Annotated in this window: 20 protein-coding genes; 12 read left to right on the plus strand and 8 right to left on the minus strand. The window is 64.1% G+C overall.

Annotation, left to right across the window (positions count from 1 at the left end):
• Window positions 1–95 precede the first annotated feature (95 nt).
• The 8 genes from lptG (at window position 96) to aat (ending at window position 8274) form a co-directional block, all read left to right on the plus strand.
• Window positions 96–1181, plus strand: a complete 1086-nt coding sequence (gene lptG / locus ACETII_RS20170) for an LPS export ABC transporter permease LptG (RefSeq protein WP_363349097.1) — start codon at window positions 96–98, stop codon at window positions 1179–1181.
• The gene (locus tag ACETII_RS20175; protein WP_472786726.1) at window positions 1181–3757 is read left to right on the plus strand and encodes an LPS-assembly protein LptD; all 2577 of its coding nucleotides are present in this window, start codon (window positions 1181–1183) and stop codon (window positions 3755–3757) included. The genes lptG and ACETII_RS20175 overlap by 1 nt, the downstream gene beginning before the upstream one ends.
• Window positions 3758–3852: 95 nt before the next feature.
• Window positions 3853–4644, plus strand: coding sequence for a DsbA family protein (locus ACETII_RS20180; protein WP_472786727.1), 792 nt, complete (start codon window positions 3853–3855; stop codon window positions 4642–4644).
• A 135-nt stretch (window positions 4645–4779) separates the two neighbouring features.
• Window positions 4780–5211 carry a type II 3-dehydroquinate dehydratase gene (gene aroQ / locus ACETII_RS20185; protein ID WP_363349100.1) on the plus strand — a complete coding sequence of 144 codons (432 nt, stop codon included), beginning with the start codon at window positions 4780–4782 and terminating at the stop codon, window positions 5209–5211.
• 18 nt (window positions 5212–5229) lie between these two features.
• Window positions 5230–5820 carry an acetyl-CoA carboxylase biotin carboxyl carrier protein gene (gene accB, locus ACETII_RS20190; protein ID WP_363349101.1) on the plus strand — a complete coding sequence of 197 codons (591 nt, stop codon included), beginning with the start codon at window positions 5230–5232 and terminating at the stop codon, window positions 5818–5820.
• A gap of 8 nt (window positions 5821–5828) precedes the next feature.
• A complete protein-coding gene (gene accC / locus ACETII_RS20195) occupies window positions 5829–7187 on the plus strand; it encodes an acetyl-CoA carboxylase biotin carboxylase subunit (protein ID WP_363349102.1) in 1359 nt (452 codons plus the stop codon).
• Window positions 7188–7216: 29 nt separating this feature from the next.
• Window positions 7217–7540 carry an MliC family protein gene (locus tag ACETII_RS20200; protein ID WP_363349103.1) on the plus strand — a complete coding sequence of 108 codons (324 nt, stop codon included), beginning with the start codon at window positions 7217–7219 and terminating at the stop codon, window positions 7538–7540.
• Window positions 7541–7605: 65 nt separating this feature from the next.
• Window positions 7606–8274 carry a leucyl/phenylalanyl-tRNA--protein transferase gene (gene aat, locus ACETII_RS20205; RefSeq protein ID WP_363349104.1) on the plus strand — a complete coding sequence of 223 codons (669 nt, stop codon included), beginning with the start codon at window positions 7606–7608 and terminating at the stop codon, window positions 8272–8274.
• 28 nt (window positions 8275–8302) lie between these two features.
• Here the strand turns inward: aat and ACETII_RS20210 are convergent, their stop codons facing one another.
• The 5 genes from ACETII_RS20210 to ACETII_RS20230 form a co-directional block, all read right to left on the minus strand.
• On the minus strand, window positions 8303–9103 hold the full coding sequence (locus ACETII_RS20210; RefSeq protein WP_472786728.1) for a DUF2155 domain-containing protein: 801 nt from the start codon (window positions 9101–9103) through the stop codon (window positions 8303–8305).
• A 95-nt stretch (window positions 9104–9198) separates the two neighbouring features.
• A complete protein-coding gene (locus ACETII_RS20215) occupies window positions 9199–9606 on the minus strand; it encodes an NADH:ubiquinone oxidoreductase subunit NDUFA12 (protein ID WP_363349105.1) in 408 nt (135 codons plus the stop codon).
• A 92-nt stretch (window positions 9607–9698) separates the two neighbouring features.
• On the minus strand, window positions 9699–10595 hold the full coding sequence (locus ACETII_RS20220) for a beta-propeller fold lactonase family protein (RefSeq protein WP_472786729.1): 897 nt from the start codon (window positions 10593–10595) through the stop codon (window positions 9699–9701).
• Window positions 10596–10864: 269 nt separating this feature from the next.
• Window positions 10865–11416: an SRPBCC family protein gene (locus ACETII_RS20225; RefSeq protein ID WP_472786730.1), complete on the minus strand. Its 552-nt coding sequence runs from the start codon at window positions 11414–11416 to the stop codon at window positions 10865–10867.
• 21 nt (window positions 11417–11437) lie between these two features.
• Entirely contained in the window at window positions 11438–11989 is a 552-nt protein-coding gene (locus tag ACETII_RS20230) for an SRPBCC family protein (RefSeq protein ID WP_363349108.1), read from the minus strand.
• A gap of 164 nt (window positions 11990–12153) precedes the next feature.
• On the opposite strand from ACETII_RS20230, the gene ACETII_RS20235 reads away from it, so the two are divergent.
• Window positions 12154–12711: a hypothetical protein gene (locus ACETII_RS20235; protein WP_472786731.1), complete on the plus strand. Its 558-nt coding sequence runs from the start codon at window positions 12154–12156 to the stop codon at window positions 12709–12711.
• 1644 nt (window positions 12712–14355) lie between these two features.
• Window positions 14356–17985: a vitamin B12-dependent ribonucleotide reductase gene (locus ACETII_RS20240; protein ID WP_472786732.1), complete on the plus strand. Its 3630-nt coding sequence runs from the start codon at window positions 14356–14358 to the stop codon at window positions 17983–17985.
• Between the two features lie 570 nt (window positions 17986–18555).
• Here ACETII_RS20240 and ACETII_RS20245 read toward each other — a convergent pair.
• Window positions 18556–18855 (minus strand): GIY-YIG nuclease family protein, encoded by a 300-nt coding sequence (locus tag ACETII_RS20245; RefSeq protein WP_363349112.1) that lies wholly within the window; start codon window positions 18853–18855, stop codon window positions 18556–18558.
• Between the two features lie 996 nt (window positions 18856–19851).
• The gene (locus tag ACETII_RS20250; protein ID WP_472786733.1) at window positions 19852–21027 is read right to left on the minus strand and encodes an AAA family ATPase; all 1176 of its coding nucleotides are present in this window, start codon (window positions 21025–21027) and stop codon (window positions 19852–19854) included.
• Window positions 21028–21220: 193 nt separating this feature from the next.
• Between ACETII_RS20250 and ACETII_RS20255 the strand changes: the two genes are divergently transcribed.
• Together ACETII_RS20255 and ACETII_RS20260 are read left to right on the plus strand one after the other, a co-directional pair.
• Window positions 21221–21805: a hypothetical protein gene (locus ACETII_RS20255; RefSeq protein ID WP_472786734.1), complete on the plus strand. Its 585-nt coding sequence runs from the start codon at window positions 21221–21223 to the stop codon at window positions 21803–21805.
• 211 nt (window positions 21806–22016) lie between these two features.
• Window positions 22017–22358, plus strand: a complete 342-nt coding sequence (locus tag ACETII_RS20260; RefSeq protein WP_363349115.1) for a septal ring lytic transglycosylase RlpA family protein — start codon at window positions 22017–22019, stop codon at window positions 22356–22358.
• Between the two features lie 2 nt (window positions 22359–22360).
• Here ACETII_RS20260 and ACETII_RS20265 read toward each other — a convergent pair whose 3' ends face one another.
• The gene (locus tag ACETII_RS20265) at window positions 22361–23209 is read right to left on the minus strand and encodes a hypothetical protein (RefSeq protein WP_472786735.1); all 849 of its coding nucleotides are present in this window, start codon (window positions 23207–23209) and stop codon (window positions 22361–22363) included.
• Window positions 23210–23286 lie beyond the last annotated feature (77 nt).

A 23286-nucleotide genomic window follows, 5' to 3' on the forward strand; every position in this document is an offset into this window, starting at 1 on the left:
CTTTTTTTGGAAAGGGGTAGCCCAGGGCCGATGGGGACGTTGACGCGAAGCTGCGCGCCGCTCGGTCCGGCCGGCCCTGTCGCGGGGACGCGGCCATGATCGGCATGACGATCACGCGCTATTTCGCCCTGCGCTTTATGCGCACGATTCTGGCTATCTTCTTCACGATTTTTTGCCTGACCTTCGTCGTGGTCTTCGTCGAGATGCTGCGGCGCGCGAGCGACAATCCCGCCGCCGGGGCGGGCACGGTGGCGCTCATGACAGCCATGAAGGTCCCTGCCGCGGCGGAGATGATTCTTCCTTTCGCGGTGCTGTTCGGCTCCATGGCGACCTTCGTCGACTTAACCCGCAAGCTCGAACTGATCGTCGCGCGCGCCGCCGGCATGTCCGTCTGGCAGTTCGTCACGCCGCCGGCGCTCACGGCGCTCACGATCGGCGTCGTCTCGGTGACGATCTACAACCCGCTCTCCGCCATTATGAAGCAGCACTCCGACCAGATGGAGTTCGAGCTGTTCGGCCGGCCCGGCAGCGTGCGAGTCGACCACGGCCTCTGGCTGCGCCAGCACGGGGTCGACGGCACGGCGGTGCTTTACGCCCAGGAGACCGCGAATGGCGGCCGGGAGCTGACGGCTGTCAGCGTCAACATCTATTCGCCGACGGGCGGTTTCGTGGAGCGGGTGCAGGCGGTGAAGGGACATCTCGAGCCCGGCGTCTGGGTGCTCGAATCGGCGAGGGTCAGCGCGCCGGGCGAGCCTGAACGCTTCGCCGGTTCCTATCTGCTCGCGACCGACCTCACCCCCGAACAGGCGGCCGCCGCCACGACGCCGCCACAGGGCACCCCGTTCTGGGATCTGCCCGGCGTCGCCGACCGGACGGCTGAAGCGGGGCTTGACGCCAGCGGCTACCGGCTGCAATTCCAGACGCTTCTCGCGCGACCTCTGCTGCTCGTGGCCATGGTCCTGGTCTCGGCTAGCTTTTCGTTAAGGTTCTTTCGATTTGGCGGCGTTGCAAAAACCCTTTCCGGTGGCGTTGCCGCTGGCTTCGTGCTCTACATCGTCACGAAGGTTCTTTCGGATCTCGGCGGCGCGGGAATGATCAGTCCCCTCGTGGCAGCCTGGTCGCCGGTGCTTGTCGGGAGCATGTTGGGCACGCTTACCTTACTCTATTCGGAGGACGGCTGATGCGCGCTCGTCGCCTCCGCTCTCTCTCCGCTCTCATGTCCAGCGCCGCCGCCCTCGCGACGGGCGCGGGCGTTCTTGCCACGCCGGCGGCCGCCGCCCCGCAGGACGCGGGCGCGCGCATGGTCGTCGAAGCCAAGGAGATGGTCTACGACGAGAAACGGAATATCGTCACCGCCGAGGGCAAGGTCCAGATTCTTTATAAGGGACGGCTGCTGGAGGCCGACCGGGTCGTCTATGACCGCAATACCTCGCGCGTCTATGCGGAAGGCCACGCCCAGCTCACGGAGCGGGACGGCACGATTGCGCGCGCCGACCGATTCGACCTGACGGACGACTTCAAGACCGGCTTCATCGAGAGTCTGCAGGTCGACGCGGCCAACAACACCCATTTCAGCTCGCCGCGCGCCGAGCGCGCCGACGACGTCACGACCTTCGAGATGGGAGCTTACACGGCCTGCGAGGCGTGTAAGGACGACCCCTCGAAGCCGCGCACCTGGCAGCTCAAGGCGAAGCGGATCATCCACGACAACGCGGAAAAGACGATCTATTACGAGGACGCCTCCTTCGAGCTCTTCGGCGTGCCGGTCGCCTATGTCCCGTTCTGGTCCTCCGCCGATCCGACGGTGAAGCGCAAATCGGGCTTCCTCACGCCGGTTATCACTTACCGCTCCCAGCTCGGCGCCGGATTCGGGGTGCCCTATTTCTGGGCGATTTCGCCGGACGCCGATCTGACCATCACGCCGACCGTTTTCTCGCGGCAGGGGCCGTTCCTCACGGGAGAGTTCCGCAAGCGGTTCGAGAACGGCGCCTTCACCTTCCGCGCCGAAGGCACGCATGTCGGCGACCAGAGCGCCTTCGCCATCGCCCCCTACGGCGCCGGCGACCGCCAGTGGCGCGGCGCGCTGCAGACGAGGGGCGAATTCGCCCCCAACGACCGCTGGCGCGCCGGCTGGGACATCACCGCCCTGTCGGACCGCTTTTTCCTGCAGGACTACAAGCAGTACAATTATCTGCTGCAGAACTATTTCTTCCGCGAAGCCTCGTCGACGATCTTCCTGACCGGCCAGGGGCCGCGCAGCTTCTTCGACATGCGCGGCTATTACTTCCAGGTGCTGTCGCCCAACGACGTGCAGGCCCAGCAGCCGGTGGTCCATCCGGTCACCGATTACAATCGCGTCTTCGACATCGACCCCGCCCGCACCGCCGGCATTGGCGGTCAGGTCGAGATCGACGCCAATGTGACCAGCACGTCGGCCAATGTCGCCAATTACGAATCGATCAATCCGCGCACGCTGGACTCCGTCTACGGCCTCTACAACGTCTGCCAGCTCTATCAGCGCAGCACGATCCCCGCGAACAGCCAGTGCCTGCTGCGCGGCGTCGGCGGCAATTATGAGCATGCGACTCTGAGCGGCGCCTGGAAGCGGAAGGTCATCGATCCTGTCGGCGGCGTCTGGACGAGCTTCGCCTTCGCGCGTTTCGTCGGCAGCTATCTGGATTACGACCGCCAGGGCCTGTTCCCGATCTACAACAACTCCTGGCAGCCGATCCCGAATTATGCGCAGGGCTTCTTCTTCGACGGCCAGGACCAGCGTTTCCGTGGCCAGGCCCTGCCGGGCGTGGGCGCCGAGTGGCGCTACCCGTTGCTCGCGCGCAGCCCGCTCGGCGGCGTCGTCGTCGAGCCGATCGTTCAGCTCGTGGCGCGTCCGAACCAGACGTCCATCCCCTCGCTCGTCAACATGGACGCGCAGAGCCTCGTCTTCGACGACTCGACCCTGTTCGAATGGAGCAAATTCTCCGGCTACGACCGCTTCGAGACCGGCGTGCGCCTGAATTACGGCGGACAGGCGACGATGTCGCTGGCCAACGGCGGCTTCGTCAACGCCATGGTCGGCCAGTCGAGCCAGATCGCCGGGGCCAATTCCTACGCCACCGCGGACGCCGCCAATGTCGGCCTGGACTCGGGGCTCAACTCGCGCGTTTCCGACATCGTCGGACGGTTCGCCTTCGCGCCGGCCTCCTTCGTCACCTTTATCGCCAAAGGGCGCTTCGACAAGGACAACCTCGTCGCCAAACGCATCGACCTCTTCTCGACGATCAATTTCGATCCGATTACTTTCCAGCTCCAATACGCCAATTACGCGTCGCAGCCGGCGATCGGTTTCGACGTGCGGCGCCAGGGCATGTCGGCGACCGGCCGCTATGACCTGACCAAGAACTATTTTCTGAACGGCACCGTCACCTTCGACATGAGCCGTTATCTCTACAACGGGCTGACCGCGCTCCCGTCGGTCTTTACGACCTACACCGGCACCAATCTCATCGGCGCGGCGCCGGTCTTCTCGGTCGCCGCTCTCGGCGCGGGCGTCGGCTATCACGACGAATGCGCGACGCTGATGGTCAATTATTCGCAGATCTATCAGCCGCAGGCCTATACGGGCCTGCCCGCGCGCAATCAGTCGGTGATGGTGTCTCTGCAATTCCGCACGCTCGGCGAGGCGCGCTTCAACTACGGCCTCGGCTCCGTGCTCGTGAATGACGGCGTCCGCAACCCGACCCCCGCCGGCCTGCCCTGATCGCAAAGCGAGCCCGCCGCGCGTCCCTCCATGACAGGCGCGGGGGCGTCTGATAGAAGCGCCGGACAATCGTTTTGCGCACGAAGGAGAAAGAGATGCGCCTTCCCCTCTCCCTAGCTTCAGCCCGGCGCGCTCTTGCGCTCGCCGCCATTGCGGGCGTCACTCTGGCCGGCGTCGCGACGTCGCGCGCCGCCGACGCTTTCACGGTGTCGCAAAAGGCCGGAATCGAGAAGATCATTCATGACTATCTCATCTCCAATCCAGAGGTGATCCGCGAAGCGATCGACGCGCTGAAGAAGAAAGAGGACGCGGCGGAAGTCGCCATGCGCGAGAAAGTCATCGGCGAGCAGAGCGATAAGATCACCCGCTCCGCGAACCAGGCGGTCGTCGGGAATCCCAGCGGCGACGTCACGCTCGTCGAATTCTTCGACTACAACTGCGGATACTGCAAACAGGCCTTGGCGTCGGTCGCCAAGCTGATCGAGGGCGATCCCAAGCTGCGCGTCGTCCTCAAGGATTTCGCCATTCTCGGCCCCGACTCGGTCGAGGCCGCGCATGTGGCGACCGCCGCGCGCATGCAGCTCCCGAGCGACAAGTTCTGGGAGTTTCACAAGAAGCTGCTGGCGACGCGCGGCCATATCGGCAAGGCGCAGGCGCTCGCCGCCGCGAAGGAAGTCGGCGCCGACATGGATCGTCTCGAAAAGGACGCCAACAGCCCCGAGACGCAGGCGGCGCTCAAGGAAGTGGCGACGCTCGCAGAACAGCTCAAATTCGACGGCACGCCTTCCTGGGTGATTGGCAACGAGGCCTTCGTCGGCGGCGTTCCTTATGCGCAGCTCAAGGTCAAGGTCGACAATATTCGCAGATGCGGCAAGACGGCCTGCTGAGCGGGCGCGCCTGAATTTCGACCTCGTGCTGAACCCGCTGCGCCGCACGCGGCGGGCTTCCTTTGCGCCAATAATGAGGCTAAGAGAGACAGCGCCCCGCGCTTTCGAGCTTTTGTCGATCGTTTCAGGAACGAAATGTCAGCCGTACACGTCCTCAACGGTCCGAATCTCAACCTCCTCGGCAAGCGCGAACCCGGCATCTATGGCACGGCGACCCTCGACGATATTCGCGAGAGACTCGACGCGCGCTGCAAAGCGCGCGGCGTGACGCTCGTCTTCAAACAGTCGAACAGCGAAGGCGACCTCGTCACCTGGATCCAGGAGGCGGGCGCGGCGGGCGCGCCCGTCATCCTCAACGCCGGGGCGCTGACGCATACGTCCATTGCGCTTTATGACGCGATCAAAGGCGCACAGGCGTCGGTGATCGAGGTGCATCTCTCCAACGTCCACGCGCGGGAGAGCTTCCGACATCATTCCTACATTTCCCCGGCGGCGCGGGGAGTCATCGCGGGCTTCGGCCCGCTCTCTTATGATCTGGCCCTCGAGGCCATTCTCGAAAGCATCTGAGAAAGACCTGAGACCCCCATGGCGCGCAAAGCACAAACGCCTTCCAAAGCCACGCGCGGCCGCACCCCGGCCCCCCGCTCCGCCGACCGTCCGGCCCCCGCCGCCGCGCCGCTGATCGACCCGGCCCTGCTGCAAACCATCGCCGAGCTGGTGGCGTCGAGCGATTTGACCGAATTCGAGGTGGAAAAGGGCGATCTGCGCATCCGCGCCGCGCGCACGCCAGCCCCGCCGATTCCCGCGACCGTCACCATCGCCGCGCCTCCCGTCGCCCAGGCCTATGCGCCAGCGCCTCTCGCCGCCCCGGGGCCTGCGCCCGCCCCGGCGTCAAAGCCCTCTGCACCCGCGCCGGCCGCGGAAGAGTCGCTCGCCGATCATCCGGGGACCGTGAAGTCGCCGATGGTCGGCACCGCCTATCTGCGGCCCAATCCGGACGCCAAGCCCTTCGTCGAGATCGGCGCGCGCGTGTCGGCTGGCGACAAGCTGCTGCTGATCGAGGCGATGAAGACCTTCAACGACATCGTCGCGCCGAAAGCGGGCGTCGTGACCGCCATCATGGTCGAGGACGGACAGCCGGTCGAATATGGCGAACCGCTCCTCGTGATCGAATAAGGGTCGGAATGTTCGACAAAATTCTCATCGCCAACCGCGGCGAAATCGCGCTCCGCATTCTGCGCGCCGCGAAAGAGCTCGGCATTTCGACCGTCGCCGTCCATTCCACTGCGGACTCCGACGCGATGCATGTGAAGCTCGCCGACGAGTCCGTCTGCATCGGACCGCCGGCGGCGCGCGAGTCTTATCTCAACATCCCCGCCCTGCTCTCGGCCTGTGAGATCACGGGCGCGGACGCCGTGCATCCGGGCTATGGGTTCCTTTCGGAGAACGCGCGCTTCGCGGAGATTCTCGAAGAGCACAACATTACTTTCATCGGCCCCAAGTCGGAGCATATTCGGCTGATGGGCGACAAGATCGAGGCCAAGGCCACCGCCAGGCGCCTCGGCATTCCCTGCGTGCCGGGCTCCGACGGGCCGGTGCTCGGCGAGAAGGAGGCGCTGAAAGTTGGGCAGAAAATTGGGTTCCCGGTTCTGGTGAAGGCCGCCTCTGGCGGCGGCGGGCGCGGCATGAAAGTCGCACGCGACGCGCATGATCTCGGCGTCGCCATGGCCACTGCGCGCACCGAGGCGAAGGCCGCCTTCGGCGACGACACGGTCTATATCGAGAAATATCTCGAGAAGCCGCGGCATATCGAAATTCAAGTTTTCGGCGACGGCAGGGGCGAGGCGATCCATCTCGGCGAGCGCGACTGCTCCTTGCAGCGTCGCCACCAGAAAGTGTTCGAGGAAAGCCCCTCCCCCGCGCTCAACGATACGCAGCGCCGCCAGATCGGCGAGGTCTGCGCCAAGGCCATGCGCGAGCTGCAATACGCCGGCGCCGGCACGATCGAGTTCCTTTACGAGAACGGCGAGTTCTACTTCATCGAGATGAACACGCGCATTCAGGTCGAGCATCCGGTGACGGAATCGATCACCGGCGTCGACCTCGTCTGCGAGCAGATCAGAGTTGCGGCCGGCTCGCCGCTGTCGATGAAGCAGGAAGACGTCGTCTTCTACGGCCACGCGATCGAATGCCGGGTGAACGCCGAGCATCCCACGACCTTCCGCCCCTCGCCCGGCCGCATAGCCTATTACCATCCGCCGGGCGGCGTCGGGGTGCGGGTCGATTCAGCGGTCTACCAGGGCTATTCGATCCCGCCGAATTACGATTCGCTGATCGGCAAGCTGATCGTGCACGGCCGCAACCGCACCGAGGCGCTGATGCGCCTGCGCCGCACGCTCGACGAATTCATTGTGGACGGCATCGATACGACTCTGCCGTTGTTCCGCACGCTCGTGCGCAACTCCGATGTGCAAAACGGCGTTTATGACATCCATTGGCTGGAGCACTTCCTGGCGACGGGCGGAATCGAGCCGGGATTCTGACGCCGCTGAAGACTACGGAGATCGAACAGGTGGAAAGCCGCACGATCCTTGCTCTGCTTATCGGAACGCTCGTCGCAGGCGCCGCCTGCCCCGCGGCGGCGAAAGGCGCCATTCGCGGCCCCTTTGTCTTCGACTGCGTCTCGGAGGAGCCGGCAGAGCTGACGGTCGTCTTCCTCGGCGCGCAGGCCGACCGCGCGCGCCTGACCTACAAAGGCGAGACGGTCGTCGCGAGACACGCCCTTTCAGCCGATGGCGCGCTCTATACGGCGAAGCGCGTCGAGTTCTGGAACAAGGGCGACGACGGCGTTCTGGAATGGCGCGGCGAAAAGGCGAAATGCGCGCTCGATAAATAGGTCGCGACGGCGCTCTGCGCCAAAGGGGGGTGGCGCCTGCCACAATCGCCGCTACACTTGACCTCATGTCACGACCCGGCGCGCCTTTCGCCATCACGCCGCAGCTTTTGCTGCGGGCCTATTCGATCGGCCTCTTCCCCATGGCGGAGAGCGCCGAGGACGATCAACTGTTCTGGGTCGATCCGGAAAAGCGCGCGATCTTTCCGCTCGATACCTTTATCGTCTCTCATTCTCTGGCCAAGACGGTTCGCTCCGACAAATTCGAGGTGACGGTCGACCGCGATTTCGATGCTGTTATCGACGCTTGCGCCGCCCCGGCGCCCGACCGCGAAAAGACCTGGATCAACGGCGAAATCCGTCGCCTGTATCGCGAATTGTTCGACATGGGCTTCGCCCATACGGTTGAATGCCGGCGGGAGGGGAAGCTCGTTGGCGGGCTTTACGGCGTCGCGCTACGCGGCGCCTTTTTTGGCGAGAGCATGTTCCACCGCGAGCGCGACGCGTCCAAGGTCGCGCTGACCCATCTGGTCGCGCGTCTGCGCGCGGGCGGCTTTCAGCTGCTCGACACCCAATTCATCACCAGCCATCTGGCGTCGCTCGGCGCGATCGAGATTTCGCGCGACGCCTACCACCGCGCGCTCGAAGAAGCGCTCGTCGTGCACGCGAATTACGACGTATGGGGGCGGGACGCCCCTGTCAGCGGACGTCAGGCGCTGGCGGCGCTCGAGGATTAGCCTCTCATCCCGATTTTAGGACCGTCGGTCAGAACGGGAAAAACCCGCCCCCGCCCTGCGGCGCGGCCGGCTGTGCGGCCGGAGCGGCCGCGGGCTTGCGCTTTTTCTTCCGCGACCCGGGCTGGGCGGGCGCGTCGGCCGCCCCTGCGTCAGGGGCCGGCTGGGCGTCGACGGCGGGTTGCGGCGGCGCCGAATCGGCCGGGCCGATCGGGGTGTTCTCAACCGGGGTCGGCGCCTTTGGTTCGACCTTGCGGGATTTCCTCTTCTTGCCTGCTTCCGGCGGCGGCGCCCCTGCGTCGGGCTGCGCAGCCGCGGCGGCGTCCGCCCCCGGCTGTGCGGGAGTCTCGGCGCCGGCCGTGGCCGGCTGCGGGACAATTTCCTTGCCGCCCTTGCAGTCCAGCAGCCACACGTCATAGACCGGATGCTCGACGCCGTGCAGGCCAGGGCTGGATGCGAACATCCAGCCGGAGAAAATGCGCTTGGCTTCCTGCTTGGTTTCCGGCGGCTTGGCGTCGGATTTGCCCTGTTCCCTGAGCTCGGCCCTGGCCTGACGCTCCTGTTTCACAACAAGCTCGTCCACCTCGACGAAGCTCGTCGTCTGCGGCGCTTCGGTCTGCGGGCGGGTGTTGCAGACGCGCGGCGTCACATTCAGCGAGCCGAACTGCACGGTCTCGTCGATCGCCACGTCGAAATTGATGATGCGGCCCGTCGTCTTGTCGAGACCGGCGAATACCGCCGTCGGATGACGAATCGGATCGGCCTGGGCGACGCCGAGCATCGCTGCCGCGAAGGCGCCGAGCGCCAGGCCGTTACGCAAGGATGAGACCATCAGATCACCGCGCCGCGCTTTGCGGCCAAAGGAAAAGGCTGGCGCATGTAAATCAGGGAAGAAAGGCCTTTCCAAGGAGCTCAAAAGGCCTCTTTTCAGCCCTCCGGCTTCCAGGCGACGTAATCGCCGCCCGTGGGGGTGCGCTCGCCGGTCGAGAGCTGCGATCCCGGCGGGCGATAGGCCAAGGGCGTGCCGGTCAGATTGGGCTGATGCGGCAGCTCCCACTCCTTGCGCGCATAGTTTTCCTGCGTGGGCGGCGTATCGACCGTGTGATGCAGCCAGCCGTACCAGCCCTGCGGAATGGCTGAGCCTTCACAATAGCCGTTGAAGATCACCCAGCGGCGCTCGATCCCCAGCGCCTTGTCCTTCTTGCCGCCGCGCCGGCGGTAATAGACATTGCCGAACTCGTCCGTTCCGACCTTCTCGCCATAGAGCAGCGTCCACAGGCCCGTGGAGAGGGTCGCTTTGTTCCACCACGTGAAGAAACGGACGATGTAGGACATTTCGGATTTGGCCTCTTGCTTGCGGCGCGCCGCCGCGCCGCTCCGTCGGCGTATTTGCGCCCCTTATGGCGTCGCTGCGCCGCGAAGTCCAGTCATCTCGTCGTCGCAACAAACGCCCCGAACGCCCGAGGCCCGTCCCCCGTCTCGGCCTTGCCGGCGACCTTGAGGGTCCGCGCGTCGATCGCCCAAAGCTCGTTCGAGAACCAGCTTGCGACATAAACTCGGCTCTCGTCGGCGCTCGCGGCGATTCCCTCGGGATATTCGCCCACCTTGACCGCGCCCGCCGGCGCGAGGCTCGCCGCGTCGAAGACGCTGACTTCGTCGGCATGTTGGTCCGCGACGAAAACCCGCCCCGCCGCCAGCGCCACCGTATAAGGCCGGCTGCCAGTCTTGAGGACGCCGACGACCTTGCGGGCGGCGATGTCGATCACGCTGACGTCGTCCGACTCGACATTGGCCGTATAGGCGCGGGCGCCAGCCCCGTCGATCGTTACGCCGAACGGATGCCTGCCGACCGGAATGGTCGCAACCCGCGTCAGGCTGGCGGCGTCGATGACGGACAGGCCGTTGTCGTCGCGATCCGCCACGAGGACGGTCTTGCCGTCGGGCGTCACTGCGACTCCCGACGCCATGGCCCCGACGCTCAGCTCGCGGGCGACGCCGCGCTCGGGATCGATTTCGAGGAGCAGGCGATCATAGGCCAGCGTCGCATAAAGGCGCTTGCCGTCTGGCGAGACGGCGACGCCGAGCGGCGCGCCTTTGAGCGGGATCTTGTTGAGGACCGCGCGCGAGCGGGCGTCTATCGACGTGATGAACTGGCCGTCGGGGCTCGTCACATAAACGCGGGATCCATCGCGAGTCACGGCGACGCCCGCCGGCTTGCCGCCGATCGGCAGCGTCGCAACGGTCTTCATCGCGGCGAGATCGACCACATTGACCGCGTCTGCGCTCTGGGCGGTGATGAAGGCTTCATCCGCCAGGGCTGGCATGGAAAACGCGAAGAGAAACAAAAGGGCCCGTAATCCGGCACGCGCCCGCCTGGCCTTCTTCGCTGCATTGCGAGACGTAAAACCATCGGACGACCCCCACCCGGCGCGCTGCGCGCGCCACCCTCCCCGCAAGGGGGAGGGATCAATACCCCATGGTCTCTCTGAATTTTCCCCAGAAAGCCTCGCGCGCGCGGGCGTCCGGATGCAATCATGGCCCAGCATTCTTGATGCCCCTCCCCCTGACCCTCTCCCCCCGCGGAACAAGCGGCTTAACGCGCCTCGACCTTCGCTTTTAGCGCGGCAAGATTGGCTTGGAGCAACGCCGTCACGGCGGCGATGGCGACGTCGTCGTTGAGTTCCGGCGGCGGGTTGGGATTGGGATAGCCGCGATAGAAGCGCGCCTTCCACTCGACGATGGTCTTGCCGCCTTCGCCCGGACGCAGCGTCGCAATATGGGTGAAATTCACGGCTGGCAGACGCTTGACGTCATCGCCCTCGCGATGGACGCCGATCATCATTTTTTCGGCCTCCCAGCGGGTGAGCCGTTCCGCGACGACGCCGCCGTCGGACATGAAGAGTCGCCGCACCGCCTTGTCGGGCGTATTGCCGCCGTCGGCCTCGACGCGCGAAACGCCGGGAAGCCAATCGGCATGGGCGAAATCGCCCAGGATCGCCCAGACTTTTTCAGGCGGCGCGTCGACGGCGCCTTCCTCGACAACCTTGAGCACCGAGGCCGCATGCGCCGCCCTGGCGGCGCTGGGGAGGCCGACAAGGGCCGCACAGGCGGAGAGGAGAAAGGCGCGGCGCGCCAGCACGGCCATGACCCCTCTCCCGTTTCCTTCTTACTTGCCCTCGGCCTTGGCCTTGAGCGCCTGAAGCCCGCTCGTGTAGACGGCGGTGACGGCCTTGACGGCGGCCTCGTCGGTGAGTTCCGGCGGCGGGTCGTTGTTCATGAAGCCACGGTAGAAGGCGCCCTTCCACTCGACTTCGCTCTTGCCGCCCGCGTCCTTGACGGTGATGGTCGCGGCGTAATTATTCACCGGCAGGACCTTCACGTCGACATTGTCGATCTTGTAGCTGATCGACTTGCCAGCGGCGTCGTATTTCGTGACCGATTCCTCGATCTTGCCGCCGTCCTTGAGGGTCAGCGTGCGCTTGGCGCCGACGTCGCTGCCGCCCGTCCCTTCGGTCTTGGCGATCGCCGGATGCCAGCCCATGTCCTGGAAATTGCCGACGATGGCCCAGACTTTGTCGGCCGGCGCGTCGATCTCGATTTTCTCGACGACCTTCTGGCGCGAGGGGCCATGCGCGAAGGCCGGCGCCGAGGCGAGCCCAGCGGAAACAAGCGACAGGGCCGCTACGACGACAGCGCGGCGCGCAATCACAAAGGACATGGGAAAATCTCCTGAACCTCTCTCACGACCGCCAGCGCGGCGGCCCCGCACATAAGGGCGCCCAAGATGGCGGCGTCAAGGGCGGAGCTCCTTTCCCAAGCCTTTCTGATGACATCGACGGCTCCGCTCTCTAGTTTCGCGCCAATTCTCGAAGGAGGCGATGAATGGTTGTCAGCCCGCGCGGCTTATTGGCGGCGACGTTTCTTATGGTTTTGGGGCCCGCCGCGGCCGAGGAGGTCATCCCGCTTTCGGGCTGCTACGAGCGTCGCTACGACGCGGCCTGGCTCGAGGCGCATCCGGGGCAGATCGTCCGCCGGGTCACCCTCGCCGTGACCAAGACCTCGGTTCCCGAGACGCCGGGCGAGAAGATCAAAATCCTCGCCGACGCGCAGCTCGTGATGCGCACCGCCGACATGGCCTTCAGCACCATCGGCGCCTGCTATTGGGAGAAGCTCGGCCTCGTCTGCAATGCCGCGCTCTCGGCGGCCGAGACGCGCCGGTGTAAAACAAAGGAGGACGGCGTGCGCAACTGCCGGCTGTCCACAGACGATTCCGGCGTGTTCGAGATCGCCCAGAAAGGCGCCGGCCTGCTTCTGACCATCCGAGAGCGGCTCGAGCTGACCGGGCCGCTGGAGGGGGCGTCATTCCTCTATCTGAGTCCTGAAAACACAGAGAATCGGGCCTTTTTGCTCAAGCCCGCGCCCGAGGCGACCTGCCGCTGAAAAGGCCCCTCGCTCCAAAATCTCGCGCCTGGCCGAGCCTATGGAAACTGACTACTGGATTTGTCCCCACTACTCACCATCTTCTCTACATATTGTCTCCTTGTTGATAAACGACACAAAATCTTGACGAGCGTCTAAGACTCGCTCAGTTTGGAGATACAGGAGGTGGTACGGCGCGCGTAGTCCCAACGTCCGACGCCCCAAAGTCGGCGCATGGCGTCCCTCTTCCTAGATGTATTCGTCGGTTTCGCTGTCCCGGTAGCGCGATTGCTTATTCGACGTCGGTGACACGCCTTTCGAGTCTGAGTGACGATCCCCAGCATCGCTCAGCCAGAAATGGCTGAGCGCCGGGCTTCGCTCGCGCCTAGAGGGCTTGACGAATGTTCAGAGATCAAAAGGCGACTTTTCGGTCCTATGAAATGTTGATGGAGCGCGTCTTAAGAGAGCGTTTGAGGCTTCGTATCGATCATCTGTGCCAGCCTCGCCATCGGGCCACGATAGAAGCTTACGTCGGAACGAATGGTGCCGACAATGCAAAACCAAGGCTGGTACTCTTCGAAGAAGACGGAGAACCGTTTTTTCGGCGGCCTAGTAATACGCTGCATGCAAACAGAGAGCTTTGGGAGGAGGCGGGAATTGGAGAGCCTTTAGCTTGCTTCAAACTCTTACACGAACTTGCTCACGCAATTCTACATCGTCACCCGCATCAAGGCTTCACATCTGCCAAGCATTCCTTGTTACGAATTGCCCAAGATGAAGAGAGTACTGAATGGCAAGCAAACGTTTACGCCGCGCTTTCCATGGCACCTCCCTACTTAGCCATCGAATGTAACGATCGGCACTCGTTTCACGACAGATTCAATTTTCCTAGCGCGTTCACCGACTTTTGGTTCGAGTTACGAGATAGGAGGCCGCTCAAGTTCACAGACGTGATTTGCCCTGAGTGTGGAAGCTACAGGGTAGTGAAGATTGGCTCTCTTATGCGGTGTGTGAATTGCGGACAAACTTCCAGATTGAGGTGAAAATGGCTACCAATCCACCTAAAGGAGACGGACATCGCAACGGTGCCGTCCGCGATCGCTCCCAAACCTTCAACCCCGTGACCGAGCAATGGATTAAACGGGATAAGGCGAACGGGCGCTTTATCGACGCAAAGCAAAATGGAACGCCGTTCAAAGGCGTTACCAAAGAGCGGCCGAAACCGAGATAAACCCTTGGGTGCCTCGAAACAAGGCACCCAAACAGCCATGTCAGCGCAAACTGCGCAGAAAAGCTCATTAAAACGTACTTGCGAGAATCGCCGTTTAACGCTTCATTTATCCCCGTTATCCACTAATTGTGTGGAAGCTGGGCACAGCTACGCATATCTTGTGGATACAGATCCGATGAATATGGACTCATCACGGCCGCTCAACGCATCAAATAGGTGTGTTCGACGGTCGCCTCGAAGGTTCGCGGGATCGCAAAGATGCTCTGTCACGGTCGCGCTCGGTAGGTGTTGAGCACCCCAGTCGCTCGTCGCTAGTCCCAGCACGGCCGAAGTGGCCAGTAGCAGATCAGTGTGGGTGAGTTCACTTTTGTCGCTGGCCAGCGATCGGCTGGGCGGTGTGGAGTGTTGTCCATACCTAGCAAGGAAATTTTAGAATGAAAATCGAGCGGCGCTACACCAAGTCGGGCGAGTCTCCTTACGCGTCTATTGAGTTCAAGACGACGAAGAGCGAGATCCGCAATCCCGACGGGTCCGTGGTGTTTTCGCTCGATAATATCGAGGTTCCGGCCCAGTGGAGCCAGGTCGCCGCCGACGTTCTGGCGCAGAAATATTTCCGCAAGGCCGGCGTGCCGGCGCGCGTGAAGCGCGTCGAGGAGAACAGCCTGCCCGCCTTCCTGTGGCGCTCGATTGCAGATACGGAGGCGCTGGCGCAACTGCCGAAGGATCAGCGCTACGGTTCCGAAACTTCCGCCAAGCAGGTCTTCGACCGCCTTGCCGGCGCCTGGACCTATTGGGGCTGGAAGGGCGGCTATTTCGATACGGAAGAAGACGCCCAGGCCTTCAGCGACGAATTGCGCTACATGCTCGCCGCGCAAATGGCCGCGCCCAATTCGCCGCAATGGTTCAACACCGGCCTGCATTGGGCCTATGGCGTCGACGGGCCGAGCCAGGGCCATTTCTATGTCGACTACGCCAACGGCAAAATGGTGAAGTCGAAGTCGTCTTATGAGCATCCGCAGCCGCACGCCTGCTTCATCCAGTCGATCGAGGACGATCTCGTCAACGACGGCGGCATCATGGATTTGTGGGTGCGCGAGGCGCGGCTCTTCAAATACGGCTCCGGCACCGGCACCAATTTCTCGAAGCTGCGCGGCGAGAAGGAAAAGCTTTCGGGCGGCGGCTCCTCCTCCGGCCTGATGTCCTTCCTGAAGATCGGCGATCGCGCCGCGGGCGCGATCAAGTCGGGCGGCACCACGCGCCGCGCCGCGAAGATGGTCGTCGTCGACATCGACCACCCGGATATCGAGCAGTTCATCGACTGGAAGGTGAAGGAAGAAGAGAAGGTCGCCTCTCTCGTCACCGGCTCAAAGATCGTCAAGAAGCATTTGAAGGCGATCCTGCGCGCCTGCGTGAATTGCGAAGGTCCGGGCGATGACTGCTTCAATCCGGAAAAGAACCCGGCCTTGAAGCGCGAGATCAAGCTCGCGCGCAAAAGCGAGGTTCCGGATAATTACATCAAGCGCGTGATCCAATTCGCCAAGCAGGGCTACAAGGACATCTCCTTCGACACCTATGATACGGATTGGGACAGCGAGGCCTATCTCACCGTTTCGGGACAGAACTCCAATAATTCCGTTCGCGTGACGGACGAATTCCTGCGCGCCGTCGAGAATGACGGCGACTGGCGCTTGATCAAGCGTCTCGACGGCAAGGTCGCGAAGACCGTGAAGGCGCGCGCGCTGTGGGACAAGATCGGCTATGCGGCCTGGGCGTCGGCCGATCCGGGCATTCAGTTCCACACGACGATCAACGACTGGCACACCTGCCCGGCGGGCGGCGAAATCCGCGCCTCCAATCCGTGCTCGGAATATATGTTCCTCGACGACACGGCCTGTAACCTCGCGTCGCTCAATCTGCTGCAGTTCCGCGACGCGGCGACGAAGCGCATCGACGTCGATTCCTACGAGCACGCCGTGCGCCTGTGGACGATCGTGCTGGAAATCTCTGTGCTGATGGCGCAGTTCCCGTCAAAGGAGATCGCGCAACTTTCTTATGATTACCGCACGCTGGGCCTCGGCTTCGCCAATGTCGGCGGGCTGCTGATGTCGTCCGGCGTCGCCTATGACAGCGAAGCCGGCCGCGCCATCGCGGGCGCGCTGTCGGCGATCATGACGGGCGTCTGCTATGCGACCTCCGCCGAGATGGCGAAGGAGCGCGGGCCCTTCGCGCGCTTCCTGGAGAACCGCGAGGCGATGCTGCGCGTCATCCGCAATCACCGCCGCGCCGCCCATGGCGAGCGCGCGGGCTATGAGGGCTTGAACACCTCGCCCGTGCCGCTCGATTACGCCGCCTGCCCCGATCCCGTGCTCATGCAGCGCGCGGGCGCCGCCTGGGACAAAGCGCTGGCGCAGGGCGAACTCTACGGCTACCGCAATGCGCAGGTCACCGTGATCGCGCCGACGGGCACGATTGGCCTCGTGATGGATTGCGACACCACCGGCATCGAGCCCGACTTCGCGCTGGTGAAATTCAAGAAGCTCGCCGGCGGGGGCTATCTGAAGATCGTCAACCGCGCCGTGCCGGAGGGCCTGCGCGCGCTCGGCTATCGCGAAAGCGAGATCGCCGAGATCGAGGCTTACGCCGTCGGCCACGCTTCGCTCGCCAATGCGCCCGCGGTCAACACGGCGTCGCTGCGCAGCAAGGGCTTCACGGACGAAAAGCTCGCGGCGATCGAAGCGGCGCTGCCCTCGGCCTTCGACATCAAATTCGTCTTCAACAAATGGACGCTGGGACCGGACTTCCTCACGGGCGTGTTGAAGGTCTCGCCCGAGCAATTGGACGACAGGAACTTCGATCTGCTCGCGCATCTCGGCTTCTCGAGGCAGGAGATCGAGGCCGCGAATGTGCATGTCTGCGGCGCCATGACGCTCGAAGGCGCGCCTTTCCTCAAGCGCGAACATTACGCCGTCTTCGACTGCGCCAATCCCTGCGGCCGCACCGGCAAGCGCTATCTCTCCGTCGACTCCCACATTCGCATGATGGCGGCGGCGCAGCCCTTCATTTCGGGCGCGATCTCCAAGACCATCAACATGCCGAATGAGGCGAGCGTCGAGGATTGCGAACAGGCCTATCTCCTGTCCTGGCGCCTCGGCCTCAAGGCCAATGCGCTCTATCGCGACGGCTCCAAACTGTCGCAGCCGCTGTCGGCGCAGCTCATCCAGGGCGACGACGACATCGACGCCATCGACGCGGTGGAGGAAGTCATCGCCGCGACCATGCCGGCGCGCGCCGCCCATGTCGCCGAGCGCATCGTCGAGCGCGTCATTCATCAGCTCGTGCGCGAGCGCGAGAAACTCCCCGATCGCCGCAAGGGCTATACGCAGAAGGCCGCGGTGGGCGGCCACAAGGTCTATCTGCGCACCGGCGAATACGCCGACGGGCGTCTGGGCGAAATCTTCATCGACATGCACAAGGAAGGCGCGGCGTTCCGCTCCTTGATGAACAATTTCGCCATCGCCATTTCGCTCGGCCTGCAATATGGCGTGCCGCTCGAGGAATATGTCGACGCCTTCACCTTCACCCGCTTCGAGCCCGCGGGTCCGGTGCAGGGCAATGACGCGATCAAGAACGCGACGTCGATCCTCGACTATGTGTTCCGCGAACTCGCCGTCTCCTACCTCGGCCGCAACGACCTCGCCCATGTCTCGCCCGACGACATCGGCCACGACGTGCTCGGCAAGGGCGAGCACGAGGGCAAGGCGCCGGAGGCGAATTCAGTCGTCTCGCGCGGCCTGCTGCGCTCCAAGACCGACCGGCTGATGGTCGTGCAAGGCGGCGCCGTCGCGCTGCGCGAAACGCCGGACATGGTGGAGGAAGAGCCGCTCTCCTCGCTCGGCTGGACCGAACCGACCAAAACCGTGCAGGGCGTCGCGGAGAAGCGGGCGGAAGCGCGCATGAAGGGCTATGTCGGCGAGGCCTGTCCGGAGTGCGCGAATTTTACGCTCGTGCGCAATGGGACGTGCTTGAAGTGTGAGACGTGCGGGAGCACGACGGGGTGTTCGTGAGCGGCTGACCGGTTTGCGCCGCAGTCCTCGTCCTTCGAGAAGCCGCCTGCGGCGGCTCCTCAGGATGAGGACTGCTTATCAGAACTGCTTTTCAGTACTCTTCGACAATGCAAGGCCCCTCATCCTGAGGAGCCCGCATAGCGGGCGTCTCGAAGGGCGAGGGACCAACCCGATTGGCGCAGGCCCTCGGCGACATCTTCGACCTGCTGGCGGCGCAGTCCTCGTCCTTCGAGACGCCGCCTGCGGCGGCTCCTCAGGATGAGGACTGCTCGTCAGAACTGCTTTCAGTACACTCGACAATGCAAGGCTCCTCATCCTGAGGAGCGTACGAAGCACGCGTCTCGAAGGACGAGGGGCCGACCCGATTGGCCACAGGCCCTCGGCGACATCTTCAACCTGCTGGCGCCGCAGTCCTCGTCCTTCGAGACGCCGCCTGCGGCGGCTCCTCAGCATGAGGACTGCTTGTCAGAACTGCTTTCAGTACTCTCGACAATGATAGGCCCCTCATCCTGAGGAGCCCGCGGAGCGGGCGTCTCGAAGGACGAGGGGCCGGCGTCCAGCGTGGCCCCGTCAACCTTTCTTCCGCCGCGCCGCCAACACAGGCAAAGCGTCGTAATCGCCTTTGATGAGCGCTTCCTTCTTGGCGCGGCTCCAGCCCTTGATTTGCCGCTCCATCGCAATGGCGTCGGTTAAACGCTCGAAATGCGCGGACCAGACGAGCCGTACGGGCCGGCGCCGCGTCGTGTACTCGGCATTGATCCCGAGATTATGCTCGCTGACGCGCGTCTCAACGGCCTTGCGCGTCAATCCCGTATAGTAGGCGTTATCTGCGCACAGGACGATATAGACGCTCGCGCCGTCGATCTGCATGTCGTTCCTCAACCCTGCAAGGATGGCGACAGCTTGGCATTATTGCAAGCGCCTGGCGCGCAGTCCTCGTCCTTCGAGACGCCGCCTGCGGCGGCTCCTCAGGATGAGGACTGCTTGTCAAACAGCTTTCAGTACTCTCGACAATGAAAGGCCCCTCATCCTGAGGAGCCCGCGGAGCGGGCGTCTCGAAGGGCGAGGGGCCGACCCGATTGGCCACGAACGCGGTGACGCCTGCAGACTTCCGGCGTCGCAATCCTCGTCCTTTGAGACGCCGCCTGCTGCGGCTCCTCAGGATGAGGACTGCTTGTCAAAGTTGCATTCAACAAGCTTTGACATTGCAAGGCCCCTCATCCTGAGGAGCGTGCGAAGCACGCGTCTCGAAGGAAAGGGGCCGATCCGGCTGGCCAAAAAATCCCGGCAAGCCGCGCTCTATCCATGCAAGTTCATATGCCGGCGCCGCAGTCCTCCTCCTTCGAGACGCCGCCTGCGGCGGCTCCTCAGGATGAGGACTGCTTGTCATGGCCGGTTTCGAGCCGCATTGGCAATGAAAGGCCCCTCATCCTGAGGAGCCCGCGGAGCGGGCGTCTCGAAGGGCGAGGGGTCGACCCGATTGGCCACGAACTCTCGATGACGCCTGCAAACTTCCGGCGCCGCAGTCCTCCTCCTTCGAGACGCCGCCTGCGGCGGCTCATCACGATGAGGACTGCTTGTCATGGCTGGTTTCGAGCAGCATTGGCGATGAAAGGCCCCTCATCCTGAGGAGCCCGCGGAGCGGGCGTCTCGAAGGGCGAGGGGCCGACCCGATTGGCCACGAACGCGGTGACGCCTGCAGACTTCCGGCGTCGCAATCCTCGTCCTTCGAGACGCCGACTGCTGCGGCTCCTCAGGATGAGGATTGCTTGTCAAAGTTGCATTCAAGAAGCTTTGACATTGCAAGGTCCCTCATCCTGAGGCGCGTGCGAAGCACGCGTCTCAAAGGACGAAGGGCCGGCCTCGTCACGCCGCCTCCCGCGCCCTGCCCCGCACAGCGCGCGCCAACTCGGCCTCCGCCTCCTCCGCGCGCATCGTCGCAAACATCTGCTGCAACTCGGCGCCGGTGCGCGGCGCATAGGCTGCAATCCCCTCGCGCCCGTAAAACGCCTTGAACATCGCCCGCGCGCTCTCGATCGACAGCGGCCCGACCTCGATCACCTCGTCGATGCGCCCCGGCCGCACGATCGCCGGGTCGAGCCTGTCGAGATGGTTCGTCGTCACGATGAATTTCAGCCCGTCCCGCGTCTGCATGCCGTCCATGGAATTCAAAATCTCATGCAGCGGCGCGCCGCGCGCGCCCTCGGCGGGCTTGTCTGCGTCGCGGCTCAAGCCGCCGGCCATCGTGTCGATGTCCTCGATGACGAAGAGGTCGCTCTTCGAGCCGGTCTTGAAGGCCGCGCCGAGGCCGTGCAGGGATTTGACGTATTTTATGTCGAAGCCGAATTCCGAGGCGAGCGCGTGAATGAGGCTCGTCTTGCCGGTGCCCGGCGGGCCGTGCAGCACGACGCCGAGCTTCCAGGGAATGCCGCGCGCCGAATGCCACGCCTCGGCGCCCTGAAACCAGTTGAGACGCCCGACGAGACGATCCTTGATCGCCTGATCCACGAACACCGTGTCGAGTCCGCGCTTGCGCCGGCGCAGGCCGCCTTCGCTCCCCGTCGCGGAAAAGGCGGAAATGCTGATCGAGTTGCGGTGCTCCTCCGGCTTGCAGTCGTGCATGAAGCGTTCGACCACGGCGCGGTCGCGGGTGAAGAAGGAGACGGTGATGGTCTCGAAAGGCGCGACCGCCTGCGTGATTTTGGTCTTCGAATATTTGAACAGCACGCCGTCGTAGAGCCCCCAGCCGCCGCCGAAGCCGGTTTTCAGGCTTCCGTCCTTGATCTCGAGCGACCGGCTGAAGAAGTTGAGCCTTTTTCCCTCGATGAAGGCGTCGACGTCGCGATATTCGTTGGACAGGCTCTCGACGAAAACCTTGGTCCAGAGAGTCCGCCCCATGACGTCGAGCGCCTGCTCCGGGACCGCGCGCAACAAATACATGATCGCGCCAAAGGCCAGCGTGCCGACGCCGCCGGCGAGAAGCTGGTTCGCGGCCAGCGCGGAGGAGACGGTCTCGAGCAAATTCATAAGCGCGCCTTTCATTTCTGCGCGCCGTCGCTGGGGCGACCCTGGTTAAGCTTTTTTTGCGCAGGCCCCTCAGATGAGGACGGCGCGCCGTCGCCGCAAGTGCGCCCCGCGGCCCCTTGAAACCCTGCCGTCTCCGCTCCCTTTAACAAAGCGGGAGCGCGGTTGGTCGGGAGCGTTACGCTCGCGCCGCGCTCGCGGAGCACCGGACATGGAAACGCAAAAACCTCTCACCCCCGAGCAGCGCGGCGAGGTGCGCGAGGTTGTCGGCGTGTTCGACAACCTCGAGCGGCTACAGTCGGCGATCGACGATCTCCTCACCGACGGCTTCGACCAGACGACGATCAGCGTGCTCGCCCCCCAGACAGTGGTTCGCGAGGCGGTCGGCGACGAAAGCGTGACGACCGAGAAGCTGCATGGCGATCCGAAAGCGCCGCACGGCGCCTATATCGACCCGGAAGCGCGCAACGAAGCCAAGGCGGGGCTGATCGGCGCGCTCTTTTATATCGGCGCCATCGGCGGCGCCGGCATGGTCCTGGCGGCGGGCGGCACGCTCGGCGCGGCGGTCGCGGCGGCGCTGGCGCTCGGCGGCGGCGGCGGCGTCATCGGCGCGACCCTCGCCCAGCTCATCGGCTCGGCCGAGGCGACCTGGGTCAAGGCGCAAATGTCCCATGGCGGCCTGCTGCTCTGGGCGCGCGTCTGGGACGAAGCCAAGGAAAAAACCGCCGTCAGCATTATGGAAAAGAACGGCGGCCGCGACGTGCACGCCCAGACCGCGAGCGCCGCCGCGGCGTAACCCCGCGCTTCCGATGCGCACGAAGCGTGGATGGCCGGGACAGGCCCGGCCATGATTTCAAGAGCTCGCAGCGTCATGCCCGCGCTTGTCGCGGGCATCCTCGCGCTCAGCCACTCTTTCGCCAAAACCTCCCCTTACCGCTCCGGCCGCGCTGGATCTCTCCAGCGCCGGAAGCGCGCGCAGTCCGCGTGCGCGCAAAAGGAGCGTGCTGTTGAAGCGTTTTGTGTTTGGAGCCGCCGCGCTCGTTGCGCTGAGTTGCAACGCCGAGGCGGCCTGGGTTGGCAAGGCTTCCTATTACTCTGGCCGGCGCACCGCGAACGGCGCTCATGTCGGCGCCTTTACCGCCGCCCATCGCACCCTGCCCTTCGGCTCTCAGGTGCGCGTCACCAATCTGACCAACAACCGTTCGGTCGTCGTCACCATCAATGATCGCGGTCCCTTCCGCGGCGGGCGGGTCATCGACGTCTCGACCAGCGCGGCGGAGGCCCTCGGCTTTCGGTCCGCCGGCCTCGCCCAGGTCATGATCGAGCCGATCTCGGTCGCCGAGCGCTAACCTCAATAGCGCCACCAGACGGCGGTGATCAGGCCGCGCTCGACCGGCGCATTGACGCCGGCGGGCGCGGCAACGCCGCCGAGCTGGACCGAGAAAGACGAGGACACGTCATACACGGCGGAAAGCTGGAATTTCTGCTGCGACAGGGCGGTCGTCGCGCCGGCGCCCGGGGCGACGGCGGTAAAGCTTTGCGCCAGCAGCAAGAGGCTCTCGAAGGGGCGAAGGCCCGCCGTAAGATCCACGCGGATCTCATTTCCGTTCTGGCCCTGGGTGCGAAAGCCCAGCTGTCCGTCGAGAAAGCCCGAAAAGCCGAAGAGGCTGAACGACCGCCCCATCAATAGCCGCGCGTCGACCTGGACGGGGCCGCGCATGTCGAGGAAACGACGCGCCTGCGGCGAGGCGGCGCGCAACCGCCCTTCGACGGAAAGGACATAATCGCCGGCCTCGAGGAGGCGCAGCCGCGCCCCCGCCGCGCCAAGGCCGAGCCCCTCATATGTCACCGCCTGAAGCGGCGGCGCATAGAGCGGCAGTCCGGCCTTCGCCTCGGCGATCAGCAGTTCGATCACGTCGTAGGGAACAGGCGCGCCGCGAAAACTCATGGCGTCCCCCTCGCTGACGAGGGTGAGCCAATCCGTCAGCCCATGTTCGAGAGAGGCGCGCGCCTCAAGCTTACGATAGGGCTGCGTCGAGACGATCCGCCCCGACGCGTCATAAGCGTTATGGGCGCGTGCGAACCCCATCGTGGTGATGAGTTGGCCTTTCCCTGCAGGGTAAAGCCAAGCGCCCGCCTGCGCCTGTCGCACGACGAAGAGGAGCGCACAACAAACGAGACACAGTCCGGCAACACGCATGACGCCACGCCGAGAACGCCGCAAACCGCGTTATTTTTAACGGCCACGCTCAAGTATTTCAAATTGTTTTTAGAGGA

The organism is Methylocystis sp. NC52PC (assembly GCF_055698645.1).